The sequence below is a fragment of the Paraburkholderia xenovorans LB400 genome (assembly GCF_000013645.1).
Classification (GTDB): Bacteria; Pseudomonadota; Gammaproteobacteria; order Burkholderiales; family Burkholderiaceae; genus Paraburkholderia; species Paraburkholderia xenovorans.
The window spans coordinates 3,611,885-3,638,345 of record NC_007951.1 but is presented as its reverse complement, the minus strand read 5'-3'; the positions used below and the strand labels follow the sequence as shown (position 1 = coordinate 3,638,345).

23 protein-coding genes and 4 pseudogenes are annotated in these 26,461 nt (G+C 61.0%); 16 read left to right on the top strand and 11 right to left on the bottom strand.

The window, feature by feature from the left end; genetic code table 11:
* Positions 1 to 9 precede the first annotated feature (9 nt).
* The 14 genes from BXE_RS16225 (at position 10) to BXE_RS16165 (ending at position 13,594) form a co-directional block, all read left to right on the top strand.
* Complete coding sequence (locus BXE_RS16225; protein ID WP_011489338.1) at positions 10 to 1,488, top strand: 2-hydroxymuconic semialdehyde dehydrogenase; 1,479 nt, start codon at positions 10 to 12, stop codon at positions 1,486 to 1,488.
* Entirely contained in the window at positions 1,478 to 1,930 is a 453-nt protein-coding gene (locus BXE_RS16220; RefSeq protein WP_038457523.1) for a RidA family protein, read from the top strand. The genes BXE_RS16225 and BXE_RS16220 overlap by 11 nt, the downstream gene beginning before the upstream one ends.
* 14 nt (positions 1,931 to 1,944) lie before the next feature.
* Entirely contained in the window at positions 1,945 to 2,754 is an 810-nt protein-coding gene (gene mhpD, locus BXE_RS16215) for a 2-keto-4-pentenoate hydratase (protein WP_011489336.1), read from the top strand.
* A complete protein-coding gene (locus BXE_RS16210) occupies positions 2,751 to 3,515 on the top strand; it encodes a 2-keto-4-pentenoate hydratase (protein ID WP_011489335.1) in 765 nt (254 codons plus the stop codon). Before mhpD ends, BXE_RS16210 begins: the two co-directional genes overlap by 4 nt.
* Before the next feature lie 60 nt (positions 3,516 to 3,575).
* Positions 3,576 to 4,517, top strand: a complete 942-nt coding sequence (locus BXE_RS16205; RefSeq protein WP_011489334.1) for an acetaldehyde dehydrogenase (acetylating) — start codon at positions 3,576 to 3,578, stop codon at positions 4,515 to 4,517.
* 15 nt (positions 4,518 to 4,532) lie between these two features.
* The gene (dmpG, locus tag BXE_RS16200; protein WP_011489333.1) at positions 4,533 to 5,570 is read left to right on the top strand and encodes a 4-hydroxy-2-oxovalerate aldolase; all 1,038 of its coding nucleotides are present in this window, start codon (positions 4,533 to 4,535) and stop codon (positions 5,568 to 5,570) included.
* A gap of 111 nt (positions 5,571 to 5,681) precedes the next feature.
* Positions 5,682 to 6,182 (top strand): hypothetical protein, encoded by a 501-nt coding sequence (locus BXE_RS47255; protein WP_049782196.1) that lies wholly within the window; start codon positions 5,682 to 5,684, stop codon positions 6,180 to 6,182.
* Positions 6,086 to 6,574 carry an alpha/beta hydrolase gene (locus tag BXE_RS43675; RefSeq protein WP_231401701.1) on the top strand — a complete coding sequence of 163 codons (489 nt, stop codon included), beginning with the start codon at positions 6,086 to 6,088 and terminating at the stop codon, positions 6,572 to 6,574. Before BXE_RS47255 ends, BXE_RS43675 begins: the two co-directional genes overlap by 97 nt.
* 617 nt (positions 6,575 to 7,191) lie before the next feature.
* Positions 7,192 to 8,727 (top strand): efflux transporter outer membrane subunit, encoded by a 1,536-nt coding sequence (locus BXE_RS16190; protein ID WP_011489330.1) that lies wholly within the window; start codon positions 7,192 to 7,194, stop codon positions 8,725 to 8,727.
* Positions 8,724 to 10,298 carry an MFS transporter gene (locus tag BXE_RS16185; RefSeq protein WP_011489329.1) on the top strand — a complete coding sequence of 525 codons (1,575 nt, stop codon included), beginning with the start codon at positions 8,724 to 8,726 and terminating at the stop codon, positions 10,296 to 10,298. Before BXE_RS16190 ends, BXE_RS16185 begins: the two co-directional genes overlap by 4 nt.
* A 7-nt stretch (positions 10,299 to 10,305) precedes the next feature.
* Positions 10,306 to 11,340 carry an HlyD family secretion protein gene (locus BXE_RS16180; RefSeq protein WP_011489328.1) on the top strand — a complete coding sequence of 345 codons (1,035 nt, stop codon included), beginning with the start codon at positions 10,306 to 10,308 and terminating at the stop codon, positions 11,338 to 11,340.
* A 31-nt stretch (positions 11,341 to 11,371) separates the two neighbouring features.
* A complete protein-coding gene (locus BXE_RS16175) occupies positions 11,372 to 11,674 on the top strand; it encodes a DUF3861 domain-containing protein (protein ID WP_011489327.1) in 303 nt (100 codons plus the stop codon).
* 25 nt (positions 11,675 to 11,699) lie between these two features.
* Entirely contained in the window at positions 11,700 to 12,362 is a 663-nt protein-coding gene (locus BXE_RS16170) for an acyloxyacyl hydrolase (protein WP_011489326.1), read from the top strand.
* A gap of 50 nt (positions 12,363 to 12,412) precedes the next feature.
* Positions 12,413 to 13,594 (top strand): patatin-like phospholipase family protein, encoded by a 1,182-nt coding sequence (locus BXE_RS16165; RefSeq protein ID WP_038457526.1) that lies wholly within the window; start codon positions 12,413 to 12,415, stop codon positions 13,592 to 13,594.
* Positions 13,595 to 14,088: 494 nt separating this feature from the next.
* Here BXE_RS16165 and BXE_RS16160 read toward each other — a convergent pair whose 3' ends face one another.
* From BXE_RS16160 to BXE_RS16145, 4 genes are read right to left on the bottom strand one after another with little or no spacing between them, the layout of a single operon-like run.
* The gene (locus BXE_RS16160) at positions 14,089 to 15,105 is read right to left on the bottom strand and encodes a PD40 domain-containing protein (protein WP_038457528.1); all 1,017 of its coding nucleotides are present in this window, start codon (positions 15,103 to 15,105) and stop codon (positions 14,089 to 14,091) included.
* A 45-nt stretch (positions 15,106 to 15,150) separates the two neighbouring features.
* Positions 15,151 to 16,146: a carbon-nitrogen hydrolase family protein gene (locus BXE_RS16155; RefSeq protein ID WP_011489323.1), complete on the bottom strand. Its 996-nt coding sequence runs from the start codon at positions 16,144 to 16,146 to the stop codon at positions 15,151 to 15,153.
* Between the two features lie 55 nt (positions 16,147 to 16,201).
* Positions 16,202 to 17,614 (bottom strand): class I adenylate-forming enzyme family protein, encoded by a 1,413-nt coding sequence (locus BXE_RS16150; RefSeq protein ID WP_011489322.1) that lies wholly within the window; start codon positions 17,612 to 17,614, stop codon positions 16,202 to 16,204.
* A 1-nt stretch (position 17,615) separates the two neighbouring features.
* Complete coding sequence (locus BXE_RS16145; protein ID WP_011489321.1) at positions 17,616 to 19,196, bottom strand: class I adenylate-forming enzyme family protein; 1,581 nt, start codon at positions 19,194 to 19,196, stop codon at positions 17,616 to 17,618.
* A gap of 212 nt (positions 19,197 to 19,408) precedes the next feature.
* Here BXE_RS16145 and BXE_RS16140 point away from each other — a divergent pair, with 212 nt between their 5' ends.
* Positions 19,409 to 20,365 carry a helix-turn-helix domain-containing protein gene (locus BXE_RS16140; RefSeq protein ID WP_020205777.1) on the top strand — a complete coding sequence of 319 codons (957 nt, stop codon included), beginning with the start codon at positions 19,409 to 19,411 and terminating at the stop codon, positions 20,363 to 20,365.
* Between the two features lie 178 nt (positions 20,366 to 20,543).
* On the opposite strand, the pseudogene BXE_RS16135 reads toward BXE_RS16140, so the two are convergent.
* The 5 genes and pseudogenes from BXE_RS16135 to BXE_RS16120 form a co-directional block, all read right to left on the bottom strand.
* A pseudogene (locus BXE_RS16135) lies at positions 20,544 to 20,948 on the bottom strand (glutathione-disulfide reductase); the annotation flags it as partial.
* A 57-nt stretch (positions 20,949 to 21,005) separates the two neighbouring features.
* A pseudogene (locus tag BXE_RS16130) lies at positions 21,006 to 21,239 on the bottom strand (IS3 family transposase); the annotation flags it as partial.
* Between the two features lie 99 nt (positions 21,240 to 21,338).
* Entirely contained in the window at positions 21,339 to 21,596 is a 258-nt protein-coding gene (locus tag BXE_RS44335; protein WP_233518771.1) for a MarR family winged helix-turn-helix transcriptional regulator, read from the bottom strand.
* A 74-nt stretch (positions 21,597 to 21,670) separates the two neighbouring features.
* Positions 21,671 to 21,850, bottom strand: a pseudogene (locus BXE_RS44330) (LysR family transcriptional regulator); the annotation flags it as partial.
* A gap of 8 nt (positions 21,851 to 21,858) precedes the next feature.
* Positions 21,859 to 23,040 carry an MFS transporter gene (locus tag BXE_RS16120; protein ID WP_038457537.1) on the bottom strand — a complete coding sequence of 394 codons (1,182 nt, stop codon included), beginning with the start codon at positions 23,038 to 23,040 and terminating at the stop codon, positions 21,859 to 21,861.
* Positions 23,041 to 23,150: 110 nt separating this feature from the next.
* Between BXE_RS16120 and BXE_RS44325 the strand changes: the two genes are divergently transcribed.
* Entirely contained in the window at positions 23,151 to 23,954 is an 804-nt protein-coding gene (locus tag BXE_RS44325; RefSeq protein WP_231401737.1) for an AraC family transcriptional regulator, read from the top strand.
* A 29-nt stretch (positions 23,955 to 23,983) separates the two neighbouring features.
* On the opposite strand, the pseudogene BXE_RS44320 reads toward BXE_RS44325, so the two are convergent.
* Together BXE_RS44320 and mobH are read right to left on the bottom strand one after the other, a co-directional pair.
* Positions 23,984 to 24,190: pseudogene (locus BXE_RS44320) on the bottom strand (DUF3363 domain-containing protein); the annotation flags it as partial.
* A gap of 278 nt (positions 24,191 to 24,468) precedes the next feature.
* A complete protein-coding gene (gene mobH, locus BXE_RS16115; protein ID WP_011489317.1) occupies positions 24,469 to 26,316 on the bottom strand; it encodes a MobH family relaxase in 1,848 nt (615 codons plus the stop codon).
* Positions 26,317 to 26,461 lie beyond the last annotated feature (145 nt).

Here is a 26,461-nt window from a genome sequence, read left to right as displayed (position 1 = left end):
GCATTCGTTTTGAAGCAGTACAAAAACTTCATTAATGGCCGGTTCGTCGAGAGCGACAAGCGGTTTGCAGGGATCAATCCGGCGACCGGCGTTCGTTTCGCCGATGTGCACGAGGCCACCAGGGAGATGGTTGATGAGGCTGTCTCGGCCGGCCATCGGGCCGTCCGCGGCTGGGGCTCGGCCAGCGTCTCGGATCGGGCCGACATGCTGTATCGCATTGCAGACGAGATTGATCGACGCGCCGATGACTTCCTGACCGCCGAGGTCAGCGACACGGGCAAACCCGTGTCGCTCGCCTCAAAACTGGACATTCCCCGGGGCGCCGCGAACTTCCGCATCTTTGCGGATATTCTGAAGACGGCCCCGCTGGACACCTTCCGCACGGATCTGCCTGGCGGCTCCCATGCGATCAACTACGCCGTGCGCAAGCCCTTGGGCGTGGTCGGCATCATTTCTCCTTGGAACCTCCCGCTGCTCTTGTTCAGCTGGAAAGTCGCCCCCGCACTGGCCTGCGGAAATGCGGTGGTGGCCAAGCCATCGGAGGAGACGCCTGGAACCGCCACACTGCTCGCCGAGGTCATGCAGACGGTAGGGTTACCTGCTGGCGCTTTCAACCTGGTGCATGGCTTCGGCCCGAACTCGGCTGGGGAGTTCATCACCACGCATCCGGGCATCAATGCCATCACCTTCACGGGCGAGTCGAAGACGGGCACCGCCATCATGCACGCCGCTGCGGAAGGCGTGAAGCCCGTGTCGTTCGAACTGGGCGGCAAGAACGCCGCCATCATCTTCGCCGACTGCGACTTTGACAAGACCGTGGCAGGCATGACGCGCGCGGCATTCCTCAATAGCGGCCAAGTCTGCCTGTGCTCCGAGCGCATATTCGTCGAGCGGCCAATCTATGACCGCTTCGTGAAGGCACTTGCCGAACGCGCGAAACAGATCAAGCTCGGTGACCCCACCGACGAGGCGACGTGCATGGGGCCTGTCATCTCTGCCGCCCATCGCGACAAGGTGCTCAGCTACTACGCGCTGGCGCGCGAGGAAGGCGCAGAGTTCATCACAGGCGGCGGAACACCCTCTTTCGGCAACCAGCTCGATGGCGGCTTCTGGGTTGAACCGACACTACTCGCCGGCCTGCCCGACGACGCACGATGCGTCACGGAAGAGATTTTTGGGCCGATTGGTCACGTCACGCCCTTCGACTCGGAGGCAGAAGTTATCCAGCGCGCGAACGCGACGCCCTATGGCTTGGCCGCGACGATCTGGACGAGCAATGTGAACAAGGCTCATCGCGTCGCGCAGTCCATGAACGTGGGCGTCGCCTGGGTCAATGCCTGGTTCCTGCGCGACCTGCGAACCCCGTTCGGTGGCAGCGGCCTGTCGGGTATCGGCCGTGAGGGGGGGCTCCACTCGCTGAACTTCTATTCCGAGCTCACGAATGTCTGCATCCATGTAGATGCGCCGGATGGCTCCCATGACAGATAAGACCGTGAGCACGGGCGCTACATCGTCGGCCGTGGTTGAAGGCCGCTCGCAGCCGCGCGGCAAGTTTCCCCACATCAAGCGCGCCGGCGATTTTCTTTTTGTCTCAGGCACCAGCTCGCGCCGTCCCGACAACAGCTTTGTCGGCGCCGAGGCCGACCCCATGGGCGTCCTGGATGCAGATATCCGTGCGCAGACCCGCGCGGTCATCGAGAACATCCGGGCCATCCTGCAGCCCGCAGGCGCGGATCTGACGGATCTGGTCGAGCTGTCGGCCTACTTGGTCGATATGGGCGACTTCAAGGGCTACAACGAGGTTTACGCCGAGTACTTCGGCTACGACGGTCCAACCCGCACTACGGTGGCTGTCCATCAGCTGCCTCACCCGATGCTGCGCATCGAAATCAAGGCAGTGGCCTACAAGCCGCCGGCCCCAGACGCATAGAGGAAGGTTCTATCGTGACACCACAACAACGCGAAGAGGCCGCTCAGTCTCTTTATCAGGCGATGCAAAGCGGCAAACCGATCGCGCCCCTGCGCGACACGTTCCCGGACATGAACGTGGACGACGCTTACGCGATCCAGAGCATCAACACACAACGGCGAATCTCGCTGGGCCGGCGCGTGGTCGGTCGCAAGATCGGCCTGACATCCGTCGTCGTTCAACAGCAACTCGGTGTGGACGAGCCCGACTTCGGTGCTCTCTTCGATGACATGTCCTTTGGCGATGCCGAGACGATCCCTCTGTCGATTCTTCATCAACCGAAGGTCGAGGCAGAAATCGGCTTTGTCCTCGGCCGCGACCTGGACACGGAGCAGCCTACGCACCAGGAGGTCCTGCAGGCTGTGGACTACGTGGTTCCAGCGCTGGAAATCGTGGGTAGCCGCATCGCTGACTGGAACATCAAGTTCGTCGATACCGTGGCCGACAACGCTTCGAGCGGAGTCTACGTGTTGGGATCGACGCCGATTTCTCCCCGTGGCCTGGACCTGAGCTTGGTAGGAATGTGCCTGTCGCGCCGCGGGGAGCCGGTGTCTACCGGCGCAGGCGCGGCCTGCCTGGGCACCCCCCTGAACGCTGTGGTCTGGCTGGCGCGCACCATGTCCCGCCTGGGCAAGCCGCTGCGTGCCGGCGAACTCATCCTTTCGGGCGCGCTGGGCCCGATGGTCGCGGTCAAGCCGGGCGACGTGTTCGAGTGCCACATCAATGGCGTGGGAAGCGTTCGCACAGAGTTTGAATCCAACCAAATGAATGGAGTTGCGGCATGAGCGTGCACGAAGAAATCATCATCCGCCTGGACGACGCCGCAAGATACGCGCACGAGGTCCCACAGTTCGACACCGACAACACACTGAACCTGCCCGACGCCTACGAGATCCAGCGCGGCTCCATCGCCCGTCGACTTGAGCGGGGCGAGCGGCGTGTCGGCGTGAAGATGGGGTTCACCAGCCGGGCCAAGATGGTTCAGATGGGGCTGTCCGATGTCATCTGGGGCCGATTGACTGACGCCATGCAATTGGAGGAGGGCTCCAATGTCGAGCATTCGCGTTTCGTGCATCCCCGGGTCGAGCCGGAGCTGGCATTCCTGCTGAAAAAGCCTCTGGCGGGCAATGTCACCGGAGCCGAGGCGCTGGCGGCGGTCGAAGCGATTGCACCTGCTTTGGAGGTGATCGACTCCCGCTATCAGAACTTCAAGTTCACGCTGCCGGAGGTCATCGCGGACAACGCGTCTTCCAGCGGCTTCGTGGTTGGCGGCTGGCATTCGCCGGCCACGGACTTCGGCAACCTGGGGCTGGTCATGAGCCTGGACGGCCGCGCCGTGCAGGTCGGCTCCACGGCGGCGCTGCTCGGCGATCCGCTGCGCTCGCTGGTCGCCGCAGCGCGGGTTTCGGCCGCTGCGAACGAACCCTTGGAGGCCGGTTGGATCGTTCTGGCCGGGGGGGCGACGCCCGCGGAGTGGATCTATCCCGGTCAGCACATTTCGATGCGCATGCAGGGCTTGGGGAGCGTTAGCTTTCAACTGGTTTGATTGGGGTCTTGCGCGTCAAGCGCACCACCGCACTTGCAGCGTCTATATCTGGAGTTCTCTATGACCCGAAAATTCAAAGCCGCCATCATCGGCAGCGGAAACATCGGCACGGACCTGATGATCAAGATCATGCGTCACGGCCGTCACATCGAAGTAGGGGCCATGGTGGGGATCGACCCTGCCTCGGACGGTCTTGCCCGTGCTTCTCGCCTGGGCGTAGGCACCACACACGAAGGTGTAGAGGGTTTGACGCGTCTGCCCATCTTCGAGGAAATCGACTTCGTGTTCGATGCTACGAGCGCCGGGGCTCACGTCCACAACGATGCACTGCTGCGCAAGTACAAACCCGGTATCCGCGTCATTGACCTGACGCCGGCCGCCATCGGTCCGTACTGCATCCCCGTAGTCAATGGCAAACAGAACTTGGATGCGCTGAACGTCAACATGGTGACTTGCGGCGGCCAGGCAACTGTCCCCATGGTAGCCGCGGTCTCTCGCGTGACCCAGGTCCACTATGGCGAGATCGTGGCTTCTATCGCTAGTAAGAGTGCCGGGCCAGGGACTCGGGCCAACATCGACGAGTTCACCGAGACAACCTCAAAGGCCATTGAAGTTGTGGGTGGCGCATCGAAAGGCAAGGCCATCATCGTGTTGAACCCCGCCGATCCGCCCTTGATCATGCGCGACACCGTGTACACGCTCAGCGACGTGGCTGACGAAGCAGCTATTGCCGATTCGGTTGCCCGGATGGCCGCCGATGTCCAGAGCTACGTGCCAGGATATCGATTGAAGCAGACCGTGCAGTTTGATCGTGTCGAGAACCTGAACGTGCCAGGCGTGGGCCGCATCTCCGGCCTGAAAACCAGCATTTTCCTGGAAGTCGAAGGCGCAGCGCACTACTTGCCGGCTTACGCGGGAAATCTCGACATCATGACCAGCGCCGGCCTTCGCACAGCCGAACAAATGGCAGCACGGATGACGGCCGGGACGGTCGCCGCCTGAACGAGGAGCACAACGATGAGCATCAACGGGAACGCCGCAGCGTCCAAGCTTTATATTTCCGACGTCACTTTGCGCGATGGAAGCCACGCTATCCGCCATCAATACTCTGTGCCTCAGGTACGTCAGATCGCCCTGGCGCTGGACGAGGCCCGCGTTGACTCCATAGAGGTCGCGCACGGGGATGGCCTTCAGGGTTCGAGCTTCAACTACGGCTTTGGCGCTCACACCGACGTGGAATGGATCGAAGCTGTAGCCGATGTTGTGAAGCACGCCAAGATCGCGACACTCCTGCTGCCAGGCATAGGCACCGTGCATGATCTGCAGGCCGCGTACAACGCCGGCGCGCGCATCGTGCGTGTCGCCACCCACTGCACTGAAGCCGATGTGTCGCGCCAGCACATCGAACTCGCTCGCAAGCTGGACATGGACACGGTGGGCTTCCTAATGATGAGTCACATGTCCTCGCCGCAAGCTCTGGCTGAGCAGGCCAAGCTCATGGAAAGCTACGGCGCGACCTGCTGCTATGTCGTCGATTCCGGCGGCGCGATGAACATGAACGATGTTCGAGATCGTGTTCTCGCGCTGCGTGAAGTCTTGCAGCCGGAAACTGCCATTGGGATTCATGCGCATCACAATCTCAGCCTCGGCGTGGCCAATTCCATCGTGGCCGTAGAAGCAGGCGCTATCCGTGTCGACGCAAGCCTGGCTGGCATGGGCGCGGGTGCCGGGAATGCGCCGTTGGAGGTATTCATCGCCGCCGCGGAACGCATGGGCTGGCAGCATGGTACGGACCTGTACAGATTGATGGATGCCGCCGATGACATCGTTCGCCCTCTGCAAGATCGTCCAGTGCGTGTTGATCGAGAGACGCTCGCGCTCGGCTATGCCGGTGTCTACAGCTCATTCCTGCGGCACGCCGAGGCCGCCGGTCACAAGTATGGTCTGAAGACGGTCGATATTCTGGTGGAGCTTGGCAAGCGTCGTATGGTTGGTGGGCAAGAAGACATGATCGTCGATGTGGCGCTCGATTTGGCACAACAGACGACAACGTAGCTAGCGGTTAGACGAATGGCATCGGGGAGCAGCTACTCGCTCCGCTCTAGGCGTTTGGGAAAACGCATTACCCATGCCGAACCTATTGAGCCGATCCACAGGAGACTACATATGAAGCTGTATCGGGAGTTCACTACGCAAGAAGAAATCGACCTCCAATGCGACTGCGAGGCGCCCCAGGATATGCGCGCCATCTGGGAATGGGTCACGTCGCACAGCAAGCTGGCGCACAGCAAGCTGGCGCACAGCAAGCTGGCGCGCAGCGAGTTGGACTGCTATCTGGACGAGCGCTTCGGTCCCACCGTGGATGAGACTGTCGACATTTTTCCGTCCAGTCGCACCGGCTCGCCTCTCGTCGTCTTTATCCACGGTGGCTGGTGGAGCTCGACTACCAGCAAGGAATGGAGCCTTATGGCGCGCGGACTTGTACCGCACGGCGTAACCGTGGCGGTGACCAACTACACCTGTGCCCCAAGGCATCGATCGATGAAATCATCCGACAGAGCCGCGCTGCCGTGGCTTGGTTGTACCGTAACGCGCAGCGCTACAACGTTGATCCAGACCGAATTTACGTCGCCGGCCATTCCGCAGGCGGCCATCAAGTCGGCATGATCGCTCTCACTGATTGGCAAGCTGACTATGGTCTACCGCCAGACCTCGTCAAAGGCGATGTCCCTGTTAGTGGACTTTTCGACCTGACACCGTTCCGCTATTCGTGGTTGCAGCCCAAGCTCCAACTAGACCACGACACCATTTTTCGCCAAAGTCCCTTGTTCCATGTGCCGACCGATACCTCGCGATTCCCTCTGGTGATCACCGTCGGCGGCGACGAGCCTCCAGATTTTCAGCGCCAGTCGACTGCCTTTGCCGATGCTTGGCGCGCCGCAGGCGCACAGGTTCGCCAGTTGGATCAGCACAACTGCAACCATTTCACGGCAGTCGCGGGCTTCGAAGATCCGGAGAGCCGGCTCGTGCAGGCTGTGCTGGAGCTGATGGATGGATGAATAGCGCCCCCCGAAACGCTCGGTACCACGACCGATCTGGGCGTGCCGTGCAACTATTCCGGCCACCAACTCGCCCCGTGCTCCGGGCGCCTGATGGCGTCGCGGCAGGGGAAACCGCGCTGTGCTGACGCCGCTCGAAGTGATGCAGGTCATCAGAAGGCCCGCCGTGGTGATGGCGTCCAGCGCTGCGCCGATTCGCTCGAGAAATTTTGCTACTACGCCTACGCCAATTTCAGGCGCTGCGTGCCGCCGCTGCGTTGGTCAGCTAGTCGGCCACCACCGTTTGTATGGCCTGCCAGGCTGGCCAGAGTGAATGCCTCTGCAAGAGCCTGCGCAAGCGCGGCCTTCGGCGATCACAATGCCACAACCAACCAGTCCGCCGCTCGGCGGTATGGCGGTCATGGCTTGATCCATGCATCGCACCTGCTTGGGGTGTTTTGACACAACGCCCCGAAATCGGTATAGTACCAAACCGCTCGGTACGGTCAAACTCAACCACGCCGCCGCTGAGCATCCGAAGTTATGAGGATGCTCGGAATTTATTTGAACTGCTGGTTAACTTTTCTTTTATGTCAAACCGAGCGGTTCGGTACTATTCGTATATTGGGTGAACTTTCATGACGTCACAACCGCTGCTCTCACAACTGCTGCGACAGGCAGGCACGGCACTCTGCACGATCTCCCTGGTCGGTTGCGCGGTTGGTCCTGACTTCGTGAAACCCGACGACAGGCTCGCAGCCGTTCAACTGTCGCCCAGGGCGGACTACGCGCAGGCTCAGGAGACATCCGCCGCGAACTTCCCGTCTTCATGGTGGACGTTGTTCAACGATGACGTACTGGCGGATCTGCAAGCCCGTGCGCAGGCGGGCAACCTGAACCTGCAGATGGCTTCCGAGCGCATCGAGCAAAGTCGGGCGCAGTTGGGGATTGCCTCCTCGCTGCTGCTGCCCAGTGTGGGTGCTTCGGCGGGCTATTCCCGCGAGGCCATCAGCGAGCACGGCAAGTTTGCCGCGTTGGGTGCTCCGACGAGCGCGAGCGACTTCTGGCAGTTGGGATTCGACGCCAGTTGGGAACTCGACCTATGGGGCCGCGCGCGTCGATCGCGCGAAAGCGCCGCGGCCGCCTTCGAGGCCACGGTGTATGAGCGCGAGGCGGCACGCGTGGCCCTGTCCGCCGAGGTGGCCCGTACCTATCTCCAATTGCGCGGCACGCAAGCGCAACTGGACATCACCCGGCAGAACCTGGAGGTTGCCGATCGCACGCTCCGCCTTGCCGAAAGCCGTGAGCGCAATGGCGTCGCCACACGTTTTGAAACCGCTTCGGCGCGCGCGCAACTGGCAACGGTCGAGGCGCTGGTACCCGAATTGGTCCAGCGCCGCAACACGCTGATGAACGTCCTGGCATTGCTGCTGGGAGAGCAGCCGCGCGCCCTCGATGCGCAGTTGCTTGAAGCGATGCCTCTGCCGTCGCTTCCTTCCAATGTGCCGGTGGGCCTGCCCTCCGAATTGGCGCACAGGCGGCCGGACATACAGCGCGCCGAAGCCCAGCTCCATGCTGCGACGGCAGCCATCGGCGTCGCCAAAGCCGATTTCTACCCGCGAATCGGCCTCAAAGGCAGGGTCGGCGTCGAAGCCTTCGAGTTCAACGACCTCGACAGTTGGGATTCCCGGTTCTTCTCCGTCGGCCCCACGGTCTATCTTCCCATCTTCCAGGGCGGGCGTCTGAAGCAGCGCCTGGCGCTGAACGAGGCACGGCAAAGAACTGCCGCCATCGGCTACCGGCAGACGGTGCTGCAAGCCTGGCATGAAGTGGACAACGCCCTGGACGCCTGGGCAGCCCAGCAGAACCGCCATGCCGAGTTGGTGGTTTCGTACGAGCAGAACCAGCAGGCGCTGCATGCTGCCGAGCGCGGCTATCAGGAAGGCGCTGCCGACTACCTGAACGTCCTGGCCGCACAGCGCGGTGTCCTCGCAAGCCAGACCAGCCTCAATGCCAGCGCGACCAACGCCGCGCTCACCCTGGTCAATCTCTACAAATCCCTGGGCGGTGGCTGGGACCCCGGCGCATTCTCTTCCGAGCAGCAGACCGGCGGCGACGCGTCGCTGACGACCGCTGTGTCGTCGGCCACCTCGCAATCGAAGGTTGACCAATGAGCGCCGCAGCGTCGCAGTCGTCGACGGCGCCGCCGCCCGCGGCAACCGCTGCGGCAGCCCCTCCGAAGCGGGCGATTGCGGGACTGGTCGGCATCCTCATCGCGGCCATGATGGCCGGACTGAACAACCGCGTGGGCGCGCTGGCACTGGCCGACGTGCGTGGCGCGCTGGGCTTCGGCCTGGACGATGCCTCCTGGCTCACCACCGTCTATAGCGCGGGCGAAGTGATCGCCATGCCATTTTCAGCGTGGTTCGCCGTCACGCTTTCAGTGCGCCGCTTCGAGTTGTGGATGATTGGCACGTGCACTTTGCTGGCGGTGTGCATCCCCTTCATCCATGACCTCGATCTGCTGCTGGCCATGCGGTTTCTGCAGGGCATCGCCAGCGGCACAATGATTCCCGTGCTGATGATGGCGGCGTTGAAGTTTCTGCCGCCCCCCATCCGACTGCACGGACTGGCGCTGTATGCACTGACGGCCACCTTCTCGCCCAATCTCTCGATCTGGCTGGCGGGGCAATGGACGGATGGCCTGTTCGATTGGCGCTGGGTGTACTGGCAGATTCTTCCGCTCGCGGCGATTGCCGCCTTGACGATCGGATGGGGCCTGCCCAAAGACCCCATCCAGACAGACCGTTTCCCGCAGGCCAACTGGCCCGGTATGGCCTTCGGCGCACCGGCATTCGGCCTGATTGCCGTCGCCTTGGATCAGGGCGTTCGGCTGGACTGGTTCAATTCACCCCTCATCGTCGTCTCGCTGGTGGCCGGGCTGACGCTGCTGGGGGCCTATCTGCTAACGGAGTGGTATCACCCCACGCCGTTCATCAAGTTGCAGATGCTCAGCCGCCGCAACCTGGCGCTGGGCTTCACCTTGTTCATCTGCCTTCTGGTCGTGCTGACCTCCGGCGTGATGTTGCCAATGACCTTTCTCGGGCCACTGCAGAGCTACCGACCGCTTCAGATGGCACCGATCGGGCTGATCGTCGCGCTGCCTCAACTCGCCCTGGGTTCCGTGGTGGCGCTGTTCCTGTACCGGAAATGGGTCGATGCCCGATTCGTGTTCGCGGGCGGCCTGCTATTGATCGGCCTGGCGTGCTTCCTTGGCGCGCAACTGACTTCCGACTGGAACCGCGACCAGTTCGTGCTGACGCAGACGCTGCAAGCCTTTGGCCAGCCCATGGCGGTCGTCTCGCTGCTGTTCCTGGGTACCAGTGTCGTGCACCCCAGCGAAGGCCCGTATGTGTCGGGGAACATCAACACGCTGCGCGCCCTGGGGTCGCTAATCGGGGGCGCCGTGGTTGGGCAACTTGTGACCGTGAGTCAGCGGGTCCACGCGGAAATGCTGCTGGATCACGCTGCATTGGTAGGCAACTCCGTTCCGCTTGCCCTGGAGCCCGCTCAACTGATGGGAGTCATCGCCCAGCAGGCACTGGTACTGTCGGTCGCGGATGCCTATCGCGTCCTGGGCGTCTTGGCGCTGGTGATGGTCCCCTTCGTATTGCGACTGACCTACATTCCCGCTCCCATTTTGCAGGCCCCCGCTTCGCAATCCACATCGTCGTCCCAAGGATAGTTCCGCCATGGCCATGCCGAAAAAAGCCAAGATCACCAGTGCCGTGCTGCTCCTCGCAGTGGCAGTGGGCTGTGTCATTTATCTGAATCGCCCCGAATCCAGCGCATCGACCCAATCCACGGACGACGCCTATGTACAGGCCGATTTCACCCTCGTCGCCCCCCAGGTGTCGGGAGTGATCGGCAAGGTGCTGGTCGAAGAAAACCAACCAGTGAAAGCCGGGGATCTGCTTGCGGCCATCGACGATCGAGACTTCATCGTTGCGGTGGACGCGGCAAAGGCACAAGTCGCCGCCGCGAAGGCCAGCGTCGCGGGGCTTGCCGCGCGCGTGGCGCAGCAGGAGACCGCCATACGTCAGGCTCAGGCGACAGTCGCGGTGGACGACGCAGAACTCAAATTGGCAGAGGCCAACCAAAGGCGTTATCGGAACCTGGCTTCAGACGGATCAGGTTCGATCCAAGCGCGCCAACAGGCCGAGGCGCAGTTGGCCATTCGGCTGGCCAGCCGAGACAGGAACCGCGCGGGCCTGCAAGCGGCACGGCAACAGACGGACATCCTCAAAGCCGATCTTGAAAAAGCCAAGGCTGCACTTTCCCAAGCGCAGGCGGCGCAGGACGCGGCGGAGTTGAAGCTCTCCTATACCCAAATCACAGCGCCCATCAGCGGCCTCATCGGTCAGAAGTCAGTGCGCGTCGGCGCATTCGTGAATGCTGGCAAGCCGCTGGTGGCGGTGATCCCGCTCGATGCGGTCTACATCACGGCCAACTTCCGCGAAACGCAATTGGCACGTGTGCAGCCAGGGCAGTCGGTGGACATCAAGGTGGACGCCTTGCCGGGGGCCGTACTGAAGGGCACCGTGGAGAGCCTCGGACCGGCCAGTGGCGTCAGCTACTCGGCCGTCGCGCCACACAACGCCACGGGCAACTTCACCAAGATCGTCCAGCGCCTACCCGTGCGCATTCGCATTGACCCCGACCAGCCTGGTGCCGCGAATTTGCGCGTCGGTATGTCCGTGACGCCGAGGATCCACATCGGTGAATAGCGCCATTCGTCCAGCATGAGGAGCCATACAAATGAGGCAATACCGATATCGCGTAACTGTGGAGCAGTTGACTGATTCGCATGGCATCCCCAGCGATCGCAAGCCTCTGCAATTTGAGGCCGGAAATCATGACGACATCATCTCCGTCGTGACATGCCTTCGCAGCAGAGGTGACTTCAGTAGCCAAGATGACGCGGCGGCATTTGCGGTCGGGTTGAAGCTGTTTGCCTGGGCGATCCTGGCAAACAAGGATAACCCGCTTCTGTCTTCGTTCCTGCCGCATCTATATCAGTTCGTGAAGGAGCTAAAGGCTGGGTCGAAGACGGACCGATGACCCAGCTGCTCGCGCAACAAAGGATATGAAGGGACGCTGGGTCATGACACCTTGCTCAGAAACCACAGATAGGCTCGCCGGACTGAGGACCTGCAACGGTGGTGGGCATCGCGGCACTGTCATTGAACACGGCGTGCGCATTCTCTTTGGCACGGCCGTAGGTGCTCTGCCGGCTGTTTCTGCGGCCCAGGCTCGCTTTGTCGACGCGAAGATGTATGTGCAGGCTGGAGCGACTTCTTTGCAAGGCGACGCAACACGCGCAATGAACGTGGGCGTGATGGTGCCTTCTGGCCTCTTCAAGGGCATCAGTCGTGATGCGGGTCCGCTGACCCTGCATTGGGATCTATGGGGTGGCCATTGGAGGTCGCACCATGCTGATGGCACAACAGGCGGCTATTCCCAGCTTGGAGCCCTGATGGCTTGGCGCTACCAGCCCGCCGGACCGAAATCTCCTTGGTTCTTTGAGGCAGGCCTGGGAGGGAGCGTCTTGGACGGTCTCTACAACTCAGGGCAGCGTCGATTCAGCACGGCCTTCCAGTTCACGGAAGTGCTGGCAATTGGCTACCGCTTTGGGCCGGAAAAGGCCTACGAGGTTTCCTTGCGTGTACAGCACTTCTCGAATGCCGGCATCAAGAAACCCAATCCGGGTGAGAACTTTATGTCCTTGCGCTTCTCTCTCCCGTGGTGAAGGCGGCCGGGCATACTCGGGTGCCTGCGGTGGCACATACTAGGCCCGCCATGAGCGCCGAGAAGACGGCGCTCGTTCTGTCCGGTGGCGGTGCACGCGCTGCCTACCAGGTTGGCGTGTTGCAGGGTCTGGTGAGATTGCGCCGCGAACGTCTGGGCGACGGGGCTCCGAACCCATTCGGCATCCTATGCGGTACTTCGGCAGGTGCAATCAATGCCGCCGCTTTAGCCTGCCGGGCAGACTCCTTTGATGCGGGCGTGGAGACAATCGCCGCAGTTTGGCGAAACTTTCGCGCTGATCAGGTGTATCGCACCGATGCGCTTGGTATCGCCCGCAGCGGTGCACAGTGGCTGAGCGCGATTTCGGTAGGCTGGATGTTGGCGCGCTGGCGCAAAGAAGGGCCACGTTCGCTGCTGGACAATGAACCTTTGGCCGAACTGCTGCGACATTGGGCGCCGCTGGAACTGCTACCGCGCATGCTGGCCGAGCGTCATCTGCACGCGCTGGCGCTAGGCGCGTCCAGCTACACCAGCGGCGAACACCTCACCTTCTTTGAGGCCACCGGCGACATGACGGGCTATGAACGCTCGCAGCGGCTGGCCGTACCCATGCGACTGGGGCTGGAGCACCTGCTCGCTTCGGCGGCGATCCCCTTCGTATTTCCAGCACAGCGTATCGAGCATGCGGAGCACGCCGGCTGGTACGGCGACGGCTCGATGCGGCAAACCTCACCGATCTCGCCGGCGATCCATCTCGGTGCGCAGCGTATGCTCATCGTTGGTGCCGGTCGGCTGCATGAACCGCGTGGGCGAATCGTGCGTGATGGCGGTTACCCGACACTGGCTCAAGTTGGTGGGCACGTGCTGTCGAACGTCTTTCTCGATTCGCTCGCGGTGGACATCGAGCGTATGGAGCGCGTCAACCGTACCCTGGAAATGATGACGCTGGGGCAGCGCCTGGCCACCTCACTGCGGTCGGTGAAGGCGCTGGTGATCGCGCCAAGCGAGCGCATTGACGACATCGCGGCTCGGCACCAGAAGTACCTGCCGCGAACGGTGCGCGCGCTGTTGCGCGGCGTGGGTTCGTCCAGCGCGAGCAGTGACCTGAGCGGTTCCGCTCTGGCGAGCTACCTGTTGTTCGAGGCTCCTTTCACCCAGGAGGTAATGGCGCTGGGTGAGCGCGACACGTTGGCACAACGGCAGGCAGTCTGTGATTTCTTCGGGTGGCTTTGAGGCGTGCGCTTCACCCCCAAGCCGAGGCACTTCCAGGAAAGGCGTTGGCAGACCATTCGCGCAGTGGAACGCACCCCATATGGCGCTTCGAGGGCAAGGGATTTCCGATCGACGTGCCCGTGCGTAGCCGCAAGGAAGCGTCCGAAGGTCCGCCGCTGATCCAGGCGCATGGCTTTGGCGTGATCTATGTGCCCTCGCTGGTGGTGCAGCCGCAGAGGGACCAAGGCGAACTGACGCGGTGTTGCGGGGCTATGGATGCACCGGTATGTGGCTCTCCGCTGCATACTTGGAGCGGCGTCACAACAGCGCCGCGCAGCGGGCGCTGCTGGACGACCTGGAGGCGCGCACCGGCCAGCGCGGGCGGTATGGCGGCAAGGCGCTACGCACGACGTCTAGCACGGGAAGTTCCGCGGCGCCGCCTCGCTGAGCAACTCGGAAGCATTGCCGCTTACCCGCGCAGCGCGGCACTGGCCTCGCGGGGTCTTGGTTCGCTCTTATTTTGCCGTTCTGCGGTCTTCGCGCGCGCGAACGACTTCATAGATGTCCAGGCCGCCCTTGCCACCAGGACGATCAGACACGAAAGTCAGAATCTCGCCGTCCCCAGTGACTGCTGGCATTTGATCTTCATACTTGGTGTTGATCAGCGAGGGCAGAGGCTTGATAGGCTTCTTCCATTGCGACGGGTCCCTGGCATTCGCACCAGCCTCAAATTGCCAGATGTCGCTGCCGCCAACGCCGTCCGGGTAGATCGCCCACACATAGCGATGCTTGGGGTCAATGTGACCATCCATGTCCGGGATGCTGTTCGGCAGGATTCTCGCAGCGCCTGCCTTGCGGGTGAGTCGGTCGAAGCGGGTGACCTTGAAATCGAGATTGACCGGGTTCGCATCCTTCGCAGAAGTGAAGTAGATGTTGGCCTTTCCGTCGTAGTTGGGGCAGGAATCGATTCCTGAACTGTTCGGCCCGCCATCGTTCTCGCAACCGAGATTGACTGGCTGCTCCCATGCCATGTCGTCTCTGATGTTTCTACGGTAGCTGGCATACAGATCGAGTCCACCGCACCCCCCGGGCCGATCGCTTGCGAAGAACAGCCAATGACCATCATCGGATTGGAGCGCGCTGTGATCCGCATAGCCGCTGTTCACGCCCCTGGGCAGCAACTTCGGATCGCCCCAAGGAGAACTGCGTGTTGCGCGGTGGCTTACGTACACGCTATAGCGCGTTGGTGTGCCGTCCTTGCCCATGTACCATCCGTCCTCCGCGTTCGCGGGCGCCACGCCGCCTGGCCGATTCGACGAGAAGTACAAGGTCAGTCCGTCACCCGTGATCGTGGCCCAGCCGTCGTGGTACTCGGTGTTGATCGGTGCGCCGGCGTTCTTGACCATCCAGACGCTATTGGCGGAACCTGGATTGGGTGCGATGCGCTCGGCATGTACCTGTGCTTGAGTGGTGAGCGCAAGCGCCACGAGGCCAAAGGCCGCGGCCGCAGGACGGGACTTGAGAATAGACAAGATTGTTCTCGCGGACACGGATGTCTCCTTTCTCGGTAAATTCACTCATTCGCCTTGGGTGTTGTATTCGGTGGGGTCGGCCTGGAAGCTGTGAACGCGGGTCGCCGGCTTCGAATTCCACAGCAGCCGAACGACATCGGGGCGGGAATAGTGTCCGGTGGGGTCATATGCCGCCTTGGCCACGCCGATGAAGCCAAGATCTACATCGGCGTAGAGCAAGCCCTCTTGCGTCTCCGGAAACGGCTCGCACAGCGGCTTGGCGTCCGGACCGAAGATCTGCGCGAATCCCCCACCTTCAAGCAGCAGCTGCCGTTTCTGCGGCGTGTCAGCCAGCATCTCCAGCATTTCCTTGGACACCAACGCGCAAGGAGCCAGCACATAGCAGCCGCCCTCGAGCGCATACACTTGGCTTGCAGCCAGATTGGCTTCCGGGCTCAGCTGAAAGGCTGCCCCTCTGTAGACTGAAAAGCTCGGCCAAGCCGCCACATGGATCTGCTCATTCTGCGAATACATGGCGTACTTGCTGAGCGGTTGAATGTGCTCGGCGCAAGACAGTGCGCCAATGCGGCCGATGCTCGTTTGATGCACCGAAAGATGGCTTCCATCGCCCTCGCCGTAGACAGTCCTTTCGGCATGCGTTGGCTTGAGCTTTCGACGGGTGCTCACGACTCGCCCTTCATCGTCGATGATGGCTTGAGCAATGTACAGCGTACCGTCCTGACGCTCGCAGAACCCGAGGACAACGAATATCCTGTGCTCGGCAGCAGCAGCGCATAGGCGTTCCCACTGCGGACTTCCCACCAACAGGGCATTCTCGAAATGCCTCTGGACAAACTGCATGCCCCATGCAGGCGAGTCGAGCCAGATCCACCACGGGTACCCCGGAAGCCAGACCTCGGGAAACGCAATCAGCTTGGCGCCGTTTTTCGCGGCTTCTTCAATAAGGCGGACCGCCTTCTCGACGCCCTTGTCCAAATTAAGAAACTCTGGGGCCGCCTGAACGGCGGCGACCTTGTACTTGGCAATTTCAGAAGTTGTCATCTAGATGTCCTATCTGAAGTAAATGGAGTTCCGCTACAGCCGCGGCTGGCGTTGATCAGGCGGAGAGCACTCGAACAACGCGGGGGACCTTGAATTTGGCAAGGCGCATCCCGAGTTCGGCGCGAATGCGCTGCGTCCATTCCTCGTCGGAGGCTTGCGAGTCCTCGGTCACCAGTTCAGCAACCAGCGTGATGCCCCAAGGTGGCATGTCCTCGCCTGTAACGCGTGCCTGACGAATCCCGGGAATTGCCATGAGAGCCTCTTCGATCTCCTCGGGATAGATGTGGTATCCAGCGCAATTGATCTGGCGATCAGATCGTCCCAAATGGAACAGGAACCCGTCGCCGTCTCGACGGACGATGTCGCCTGTGTGGCACCAGCCGTCGTTGTCGGCGAACTCCTTGACGACGGTATCGGCACGAACGCACAGTTCCCCTTCGGCTGGGCCGTCATGATGTCCGCCGACGGTGACTTCGATGCCGGCGATCGGGCGTCCGCAGCTGTTCATTCGGTCTTCGCGCAATCTGCCGTCGTGGCAAAGCTCGTCCCCACGCAGGATCGACAAGGGCCAGCCTGCTTCCATGCGACCATAGATCTGGTGCAGCGAAGGCCCGAACGCATCGATCGCTATCTGCAACTCATCGACGCCCAGAGGTGCACCGCCATAGACGACCCGACGAAGACGGTGCAGCGGGTACATGTCCACGCCTTCAGCGGCACTGATCCGCTTGACCATTTCTGAGATCAACACCACGGAAGTCACTTTGTGATCCGAGATCGCCCGCAAGACGGTGGCGACATCGAAGCGAGGGAGTACGACTTGCGGCAGGCCCATGGCGATGAAAGGAAATGTCCCGATCTGACAAGTCCCATGAATGATCTGCTGGGTCGTAAGAAAGTGGTCGTCGCCGCTAACGGGAGCGCCGTATGCGCCCGTCATGAATAGACGCATGCTCGTCGTCAGCGATGCAGCCCAGTTCCGGTACGACATCGTGACAGCCACCAGCTCGCCGTTTGTGATCTGCCTTGGGTAGACGACGGCAGGTTCGTCGCGAACCCACTCACCGGGCGAGAGAGCCGTCCCCTCCAGTGGCGTTGCGTCGCTGTGCACCAGCGCATCGCCTCCGAGCAGATCTGCGTGCTCCGGATCGGCGACGATGCGGTCGACCCCTGCCGCCAGAAAGAGCTTGCGCGCTTCGTCCACCGCTAGGGCGGGATCGGCGGCTACGCGGACCGCCCCCAGCCACTCCACGGCGAGAAATGCTTCGACGGCAGCGATGCTGTTCGAATACCAAAGGCCGATGCGCTTCCGGCGCAGGCCACGCTCTGCCAGATTGCCAGCCAATGCAGCCACGACCGCAGCCAGTTCGAAACCCGTCTTTCCGCTGCCATCAACTCTAGAGAGGATGCGCTGGTGGCCTGCGCGCATCAATCCATGGTGGGTGAGCTGTCCTGCGATCAGCTGCATGTCAACCCGCATGCCGTGCCGTGAGCTGCGCCTGCAGGTCGGCGCGTCTAACCTTCGCGCCGGAGAGCACGGTCGGCAGCTCGTCCAGGATGAACACGGCGTGCAGTGTCTCGTGGGGCTTTAGTCTCTTACAACCGGCAAGACGGATTTCGGCTGCCATGGCGTCGCCGGATTCGGCGCCGGGACGCAGCGCGACGCCCGCCACCAGGCGATCCACCCCGCCGATGCGCACCGCGACGACGCCGCACTGCCGCACGCTCGGGTGCGCAAGGATCTGTTCTTCGACCGTATGTGGGTAGACGGTGCGGCCGTTGATGTTGATGACGTCGGTGCAGCGATCGACGTAGTAGGCGAAACCACACTCGTCCATGTAGGCCAAATCGCGGGGTTTGAACCAGTCATTGGCGTCGAGTGCTGAAAGATCCAGCCGGTCTACGTAACGACCGCGAGACATTGGACTGCGTGCGCGGATCTCGCCAACTTCGCCCGGCGCCTGCCGTTCGCCGAGATCATTGACGACGTCCAGCTGAAATAGGAACGACGCGGGTCGGCCGATGCTTCCCCAGCGGCGTTCATCGTCCTCTACATCGCTCCACAGCAACCGCGTCGCGACGCCTCCCATCTCAGTGACACCGTACGCATGGCACCACACGTCGCCCAGCAACCGGCTGGTCCGTTGCAGCAGCTCGGGCGTGGCAAAGAAGACGATCAGCCTGCGCAGGCAGTGCTCGATGCCGCCGCGCGATTCGATTTCGTCGAGGAGCTGAGGTAGCAGGGGGCCTGGCACGAAGGCATTGGTGACCCCGTGTCGCACGATTGCATCGACCACCCTCCCTGGATCGAACCGCTCGTCGTCCAGTATCACGTTCCGGGCTCCCCGGACGAGGTGCGGGTAGAGATTGTGTGCACCGCTGCACCATTGCAGAGAATGGAAATGCAGGCACACGTCGTCCTTGGAGAGAGAGCCCGCGTTGGGACCAAAGGAGTCCAGGTGCTCCAGATTCTGCGAGACCATCGCCAGCCATGCGCGGTGGGACATTTCCCAGAGCTTGGGCATGCCAGTAGTGCCGCTCGTCGGCTGAAGATAGTAGGGAGCGTCATCGTCCACCTCGAAGTGCGGCTCCTCGTCACTCGCTTGATCTAGCAGAGTGGCAAAGGGAGTCGCCCATCCAGGCACCTCGTGTTCTGCACCGATGCCGACCAGATGGAGGGCCTTGAGCGCGTCGAGATGCTCGGCGATCGCCTGCGCGAACCGCACATCGAACACCAGAACCCGCGCCTTCGCGGCACGTAAAGTCGCGATGTGAGTCTGGATCGGGAGATGCGCATGCAAGGCGACGCGAGGAAATCCGAACTTGTCGAAACCGAGCCAGCAGTGAACAATTTCCCTTCGGTTGTACGACAAAACCCCGATGGCGCTGCCCCGCGGGATTTTTAGTCGATCAGCGATTGCGGAACCAGCCTTGTTCGCCTGCCTGTTGAGTTCAAAGTATGTTTCCTGTCCGTCGTCCGTCACCAGTGCGGTGCGTTCGGCATACTGCGTTGCCGCAGTCGCGATGGCCAGTCCCGGCTCGATCTTCATGTCTTCCTCTCGTGGTAGTTCGTCCTATTTGCCGTTTTCGCTACGACTGACGCCGATGCCTCTGCACTTCGGCATGTGTCTGCGTTCAGGCGCCCGACGGACATGCGGGACCCCGTGCAAGACCTATGTGTCGCTGCGGGCATCGCAATGTAGGATGCAAAAGCCACAAAAGTTTTCCTCCTAGCGCAGCGTTTCTTGTCCTGGAGTGCAATATGCAGACGAGCTCCTGCTTCACCACGGACGGGATGGCGATGGCGGATCGCCTCCCGTACTGGAACGAGGTCGTTTCGAGTACGTTCATCCCGTCGAGCGTGCAGCCTCCCCGTGCAGGCGAGTTCCGAGCAAGCCTGCACAACGAGCGACTGGGCGAGGCGGAGCTTACGGTTGTTCGCGCTTCGCCACAGCGCGTGGCGAGAACCAGCGCACTGATCCGCCTGTCGAGCGATGAATGCCTGATGTTCGGCTTTGCGCCCAAAGCCCGATGGAAAGTCAGCCAGCACGGCCGAACTGTCCAGGTTGCACCGATGCAGTTCGTGCTCTACGACTCGAACTATCCCTTCGAGCTTGAGTTCGACGAGGACTTCGACCTGCATGTGCTGCAGTTGCCGCACGCAAGTCTTGCGTTTGCTGGGAGCAGGCTTTCGGATGTTGCGGGCAGGCCGTTCGACGCAGTGTCAGGCGCGGGTAAGTTGCTGGCGTCCTTGATCGAGGAGGTCCGCAGCGGCCATACGTCTTCCGGAGTGATTGCCAGGACATCGCTTGGCAGCGTCGCAGTCCATCTGGCAACCTCGATGGTTTCCGAGTTGCTCGAGCTTCGAACCGATGAGGCCAACGAGCGCGAACTCCGGCTGCTCAGGGTGAAATCGTACATTGAGTTGAACCTGGCCAACCCGAGGCTCGACCCGCATGCGATTGCATCGGCCAACGGAATGTCGGTACGCACGCTGCATGGGCTCTTCAGCGCCGAGGAACTGGGAGTGTCGACCTACGTCACCCATCGGCGTCTTCTGCGGTGCAAAGAGGACCTCGGCAATGCGATGCACTCGTCGCTGTCCGTGGCCGGGATCGCGATGCGATGGGGTTTCTGGAATAACGCCTACTTCAGCCGCGCATTCAAGCGGATGTTCGGCATTTCGCCGCGCTCATACCGGATTGGTCGGAGACCGTAGCACGACTCCAGCCCGGTGCTCGCAGCGCTGCAAACGAGCGATAACGGCGTCAGAAAAATGCGTGCGCCGCCTAGTAGGTCTGCATCGGGGTCGCGTCGCGGCCTCCAAGTGAGTGCTGCGGGCGACGCTCTTGCGCCAGCTCGAGCGTGAGCTCGGCTCAGGTGCGAGTGCCGGCAGGTTAAATGTCAAGGGCGCTTGCCGGACTCGCGACCGGATTGCGCAGTGTCACGATCTCTTCAGCCAAAGTCGGATGGATGCCGATAGTGCTGTCAAATACGGCTTTGGTAGCCCCGGCCTTTATGGCCACTGCGAACCCCTGCACAATCTCGCCTGCGTCCTGGCCAACAATATGCAGGCCTACGACGCGGTCGCTGGCGGTATCTACCACCAACTTGACCAGGGCGCGCTCGGTGCTGCCCGACAGAGTGTGCTTGAGCGGCCTGAACGCGCTTCGATACACCGCCACTTCCCCGAATTCTTCGCGCGCCTGCGCCTCGCTGTATCCCACGGTTCCGATGCTGGGGTCCGTGAAAACGGCCGTGGGAATGAAGTCGTAGCGCATCTTGCGTTGTCCTTGCCCAAAGTGTCCGCGCCGAAGTAAATCTGAGCCACCGGGGGTGCGGCGGATTTCTTGGACTGGTTATGCCATGAGCCCCAGGCTCTTGCGATATTCAACAGGGCTGAGAGCGCCCAGTGAGATCTTGATCCGTTTCTCGTTGTACCAGCGGATGTATGCGTCCAGGGCCTGGGTGAACTGCTCGATGCTCGCGGCTTTCCCGTCTCGAGGGTAGAACATTTCCGTCTTCAGCCTGCCGAAGAAGCCCTCGCAGGCGGCGTTGTCAGGCGAGCACCCTTTGCGTGACATCGAACGAATCGTAAGCCGTCAATTGACCACGCCCTTGTTCAGGGAGCGATGAGCTGTGAGGCTACGTGCCCATGTATATAGCACCATGAAGCGGCCCCGATTCCCGTTTCACGGCCGTGGTTCTGTGAGGGACAACGGTTTGCTATCGAGGTCAAGTTGAAGCGCGTCCTGATTGCACAATTGCGGCAGGCGCAATAAGGCATGTATCTCGCTTTGTTTGAGCGCCTCCGTCAATTCCGCAAGCGCGGAGCGCCAATGAGACTTCAACTCGTCTATCGCCTTGTTTCCGCGCTCAGTCAGAACAATTTCGATCACTCTTCGATCGTGCGGGCGATCGGCGCGCTCTTGCGCCGCTCTCTGGCTCATGCCCTTCTTCTCAAGCCGATCTAACAGCCTCGTCACCGAAGATGAATCGACTGCCAACGACTTGCCTAATAACTGCTGCGGCAACAGGCCGTGGTGCGGCTGGTATGAATGAATAACTGTGCGCCCGGTTCGTCCTCTAGTTCCTTGATTGCACGCGACAGCGGCGACTGTTCGATGTGCAGTCGTTCGGCCGCTTGCGCGAAATGCAGTCTTTCGGCTACAGCTAGAAAGCAGCGCAAATACCGCAGTTCTATAGTGGCACCTACGCTTTTTCACGGATGTATTTTGTATGGCGACGATAGGATGCTCGCACCTGTCCGACCACGACGATCAGCACGATACCCATAAGCAGGCTCTGCGACGCAATACCACGGACAGCGCCCATATGATCCGCCGCTATACCGGCAATCCACGGCGTTACACCAGCTATCAGGTAGCCCCCAGATTGTGTCAAGCCACTTAGGCGTGTTGCTTCACTGCGGGACGAAGAAAATTCAAGCGGGAGAAGCAACGCAATTGGGAATAAGCCACCTGTCGCAACGCCAAGAAGCACGGCCGCTCCCCAAACTGTCTGTGGAAGCCACCACAGCATAAAGAAGCCAGCGATAGCCAAGGCGGTGAAAGTGACCATTGCACCGGCAACGCCCGCACGCAGGGTTCGCATGACAACAGGAAAAAACAGGCTAGTCGATGTCTGTAGTATTAGGAACAGTGCGATCAATGCGCTGCTCGCGTGCTGGGAGAATCCCGAGGCAAGGTACAGGCTAGGCAGCCACGCAACAATCGTGTAGTTGATGCCGGCCTGCAAACCGAAGAACAGCGTCAATGCCGCTACTTCCAGCCGATTTAGCCCATGCTTGTGCCCATGTTGCACATGGGCAGCTTCATGTGCAGCACCTGGCCACATGGCCCACAACACGCCGGCTACAGCCGCAGGGATTGCCCAAAATGCTAGGCCGCCTTGCCAACTCTCAGTGCCGCTAGACAGGAATGGTGTTGCGTATGCAGCAGCGGCAGAACCGACACCCATTGCTGTGGCATACAGCCCCATAGCCGCATGTGTTTTATTGTGAAAGGTCTCTTTAATGAAGCCGCTCAACAGTGGCCGAATGATGGCGTCACCAACACCGACCAATGCTGCGGTCAGAAGGAGAAGGCCATAAGTTTCTGCATGAAGGCGAAGTGCCAAGCCTATCGTTAGCACGGCGAGCGCCACAATCATGGACTTTTTTAGACCAAGATGGCGATCGAAGGCATGGCCGAGCGGTGACAACACACCCATGCAGACAACCGGGATGGCAGTCAACAGGCCCAGGGAGCTACTGCTGATGACAAGTTCCTGCTGGATTTTATCAAGCACCGGGGAAAGTGACGAGATACCGGTACGCAGGCAAAGGCCTGCACCAAACACCATCAACCAGGGCAGCAACAGCTTATATTTCATGCGATTAATTCCTAGCACTAAATAACGATAGGATATCGGTCGCATCCCAGGCGCGCTTTCGATACAATGCCAACATATATCGAGTAGCTGCCAACGGAGATTAGATCGTGATGGCTAGAATCCACAATCGGGATTGGTGTCTTGCCTGCACCTCTTCGCTGAAGGAGTTGCCTCGGCATGTGTATTTTCGTGCATATAGCCTCAAGGGGGGAACCTGTGTCCAGGGCCACGAGCATGTCTGGTGGCAATTTCTATTCGCCCGAAATGGCCTGATGCAGGTGCAAGCGGGGGCGACTACATTGACATTGCCGCCCGACTACGGAGTGTGGATACCTCCTGGCTGTGTTCATACCCTATGGATTGGCGAAGAGGTCGAGTTGGAAAGTTTGTATATCGAACCAACTGCTGTAGCCATACAAGATCAAGAGCCACGGGTGGTAATGGTGGATGAGTTTGTCCGTGCATTCATCCATCACGGCTGTACATCTATACCTGTTAAGTATGATGAAGACGGTGCAGACGGACGAAAGGTTAAAGTGCTGCTAGATTCGTTGCAATCGCTGCCGGATGCCCCGTTTAATCTGCCGTTCCCTACTGAACCTAGACTACTTGAAGTTTGCTTGACAATTCAGAGCGCCCCACATCTAGCCCATACACTCGATGAGTCCGCAGGTCTTGCTCGCATGTCGTCACGTACATTTACTCGACATTTCCTGCGGGCTACGGGTTTGCCGTATCACACATGGCGACAACGCATGCGGCTTCTTGGCTCGCTTGAAATGTTGAGGTCAGACATTACAGTGACAGAGGTGGCATTAACAATTGGCTATTCCACGCCTTCGGCATTTACTCATGCCTTTAAACAGCTATTCGGCAAATCCCCCAGCCGTTTTACAAGACCAGAGCCTAAATAAAAAACGCCGAGACTAAGCAAGCCAAGTATCTACGATTGGGAGGATCGCTGCCGCCCGATCTTCCACGACACACCGCCACCACGCGCCGTCGCGACGATCCGCTGCCCCAGCCGCTGTTCAATCACCGGTCGCCAAGGCACCAGGCTGAATTCCATGCCGTCATCGAGGACGGCATAACGCCGGCTCAAGTCGTGAAAATGGTCAAAAAAAATTGAGAGCACCGGCCTGCCGTCGGCTCAACCGTGAACCGACAGAACACTGCTTCGACGTGCTCAGCCGACGTATCCATCGCCCTGAACCAACACTCGTGCGTCGGTCGCACAATCAACAAATACCCCTGGCCCAGCACATTAGTCAGCTAGGCCTGTTGGACGGTGAAACAGTGCGCAGGAAATGGTTAATCCTCATCGTGCTTCCCATATATTTTCATGAAGATATCTATTCCTCGTCTGACCCGCTGCTTTATCTCATTCGCTTCCATGGGTTGCAGACCGTATTTGTTCCTTGTTGCGCGCTAAATGCTTTGCAAGATTGACAAGTAAGGATTATTCGGCGGTACTTTGCCGAATAAGGGCAGCGGATCACGAAGGAGATAGCCGTGCAACTGGCGTGACTTGCGCGATCCTGTAACGGAGCACGCCCAGACGTTTAGGCCATTGATGTGTTTGCGGTGCAACTGCAATTTCTCGAAACGCTTTTGCACCCATTGCCAATCCTGCTGGCTCTCTTGCTTAGCAAGCATGCCTACCTGCGGGTGCTCTCGTGCGTATCGCTGGAACACGCCTGGGCTGACCAGGTAAGCCGTGTCGCTCACGGTATGCACGAGCGCTTTCGCATCATTGATGATGAGCCGGCGCGAAACGATTCCCTGCTTCAGCCATGCCATGAAATGCTCGCCGGATGGCTGCGCAGTAGCGGACGATGGCGCAGCCGGGGGCACAGGCGATGGTGGTGAAGCTGCAGCCATCGCTGGCATAGGGGCTTCGGATGGTGTTGCGTCGGCCGCATGCGAGGTGGCCTCCTCATCCTGCTGCGTGCCGGACGAATTGCCCATTCCCACCATCGCCAGCATGTCCTCCAACACGTCGGGTACTGTTTGAGTCGCGGGCGACGGTACCGCGACGCTGCTGCTTTCCCATGGTGGCGCTTCTTGGCCTTCCTGGGTCGTTTCCGCGACGGCTGCCGGCTGGGCGACCGACTTATCGTTGGGTACGGCGTCGATCGCCACCGTCCCAGCGAAAGGAACGGGCCGTTCGCCTGGTTCCCATATCAGCGCGGGAGCGAGGCGCAACAGAGTGAACGAGTGGGACCACCCGGTCGCGCTGGTCACGGTCGCGCGCCAGACTGCTTTGCCGTCCGTCGTGGGATGCAACATGCCGTGATCCTGCAGCACGTTGAACACGGCGGTGTTGTTCGCGGGAATGCCGTCAATACCTTGGGACAGCAGATGCGCGCGCAGCTTGTCGGAAACCGTCTTGCTCACCAGCCATAGTGCGTCCTCGGTGAGCCAGCCATCAGAGGCCTCGGGCTGGTTCAGCTTCAACTCTTCCTTGAGCAGATAGCGCAACCCGTCCAGCAGTTTGCGCTGTAGCGCATGCTTGGGCGCGGCCATGGCGCGCGCCGGATCGCCGCCCAGCTCTTGGGCGACGGAGGCGCGGTCGGCCTGCACGACCAGCTCGCCCAGCACCCCGGCGTGCTCGTACTGGCCAGCCAGGACGTAGAGCAACGGCCCCCAAAGGGCGGGGTAGCCACTGAGCCAGTCCAGAAGCTGGGCGTCCAGCAGTTGGCGGTAGAGCAAGCCCGTTGCGGCGCTATGGAGGCGGTACTCGCGGTCCTCGCGGTAGCGGAAGCGGTACGGCTGGCGCAGGGGGCCGTGCCAAGGGTGCCACGTGCTGCCGTCGGCCAGCTCGACGTGGAGATCGACGGCGAGCTTGCCGACGTCGTGCAGCAAGGCCGCGTAGGCGACGGCGGCGGTCCAGGCTTCGGATTGCGCGGCCTGGTCCTCCGGGGTGCTGCCGGCCGGGAGCAGGTGCGATTGACGCAGCTTGAGGGCGTAGGCAACGATCTCCAGTCCGTGGTCCAGCATGCCGCCGGGGTACGCATGGTGATGGGCCTCCGAGGCGGGAAACCGCTGGACCAGCTCGGCGTAGCGCTCCAGCGGTGCGCGATAGAGGGTGGCGAACTGCTTGCGCGACAGCGACGTGCGCTGCCAGATGTGTTCCAGTAGCTTCTGCCGGCGCGGTGTCGCCAGCAGCGAGGCGGCCGACTCGGGCCGCAGCCGCCCTTTCGGGAGGTCGTTGGAGGGCGCTGGCGACGGAGCAGAAGCGACCACGGGCCGTTTTCGCTGGAACAGAGAGAGCATGTGGGTGTCCTAGTGGCGGGCCGACCGGGAGGCCTTTTGCCTTTTCGAGGTAGGGCCTTTCCCCTTGCAGCCCCTTCCATTGCCCTTTCGGCCCTTTGGCCTTTAACCATTTGGATATAGGGCGGCGTGCGCTTGCCGTCCACCA

Coding starts and splice junctions, on each gene's coding strand:
- BXE_RS16220 (WP_038457523.1), top strand. CDS start 1,478: ATGACAGATAAGACCGTGAGCACGGGCGCTACATCGTCGGCCGTGGTT.
- BXE_RS16210 (WP_011489335.1), top strand. CDS start 2,751: ATGAGCGTGCACGAAGAAATCATCATCCGCCTGGACGACGCCGCAAGA.
- BXE_RS16205 (WP_011489334.1), top strand. CDS start 3,576: ATGACCCGAAAATTCAAAGCCGCCATCATCGGCAGCGGAAACATCGGC.
- dmpG (WP_011489333.1), top strand. CDS start 4,533: ATGAGCATCAACGGGAACGCCGCAGCGTCCAAGCTTTATATTTCCGAC.
- BXE_RS47255 (WP_049782196.1), top strand. CDS start 5,682: ATGAAGCTGTATCGGGAGTTCACTACGCAAGAAGAAATCGACCTCCAA.
- BXE_RS16190 (WP_011489330.1), top strand. CDS start 7,192: ATGACGTCACAACCGCTGCTCTCACAACTGCTGCGACAGGCAGGCACG.
- BXE_RS16185 (WP_011489329.1), top strand. CDS start 8,724: ATGAGCGCCGCAGCGTCGCAGTCGTCGACGGCGCCGCCGCCCGCGGCA.
- BXE_RS16180 (WP_011489328.1), top strand. CDS start 10,306: ATGGCCATGCCGAAAAAAGCCAAGATCACCAGTGCCGTGCTGCTCCTC.
- BXE_RS16175 (WP_011489327.1), top strand. CDS start 11,372: ATGAGGCAATACCGATATCGCGTAACTGTGGAGCAGTTGACTGATTCG.
- BXE_RS16170 (WP_011489326.1), top strand. CDS start 11,700: ATGAAGGGACGCTGGGTCATGACACCTTGCTCAGAAACCACAGATAGG.
- BXE_RS16165 (WP_038457526.1), top strand. CDS start 12,413: ATGAGCGCCGAGAAGACGGCGCTCGTTCTGTCCGGTGGCGGTGCACGC.
- BXE_RS16155 (WP_011489323.1), bottom strand. CDS start 16,146: ATGACAACTTCTGAAATTGCCAAGTACAAGGTCGCCGCCGTTCAGGCG.
- BXE_RS16150 (WP_011489322.1), bottom strand. CDS start 17,614: ATGCAGCTGATCGCAGGACAGCTCACCCACCATGGATTGATGCGCGCA.
- BXE_RS16145 (WP_011489321.1), bottom strand. CDS start 19,196: ATGAAGATCGAGCCGGGACTGGCCATCGCGACTGCGGCAACGCAGTAT.
- BXE_RS16140 (WP_020205777.1), top strand. CDS start 19,409: ATGCAGACGAGCTCCTGCTTCACCACGGACGGGATGGCGATGGCGGAT.
- BXE_RS44335 (WP_233518771.1), bottom strand. CDS start 21,596: ATGAGCCAGAGAGCGGCGCAAGAGCGCGCCGATCGCCCGCACGATCGA.
- BXE_RS16120 (WP_038457537.1), bottom strand. CDS start 23,040: ATGAAATATAAGCTGTTGCTGCCCTGGTTGATGGTGTTTGGTGCAGGC.
- BXE_RS44325 (WP_231401737.1), top strand. CDS start 23,151: ATGGCTAGAATCCACAATCGGGATTGGTGTCTTGCCTGCACCTCTTCG.
- mobH (WP_011489317.1), bottom strand. CDS start 26,316: ATGCTCTCTCTGTTCCAGCGAAAACGGCCCGTGGTCGCTTCTGCTCCG.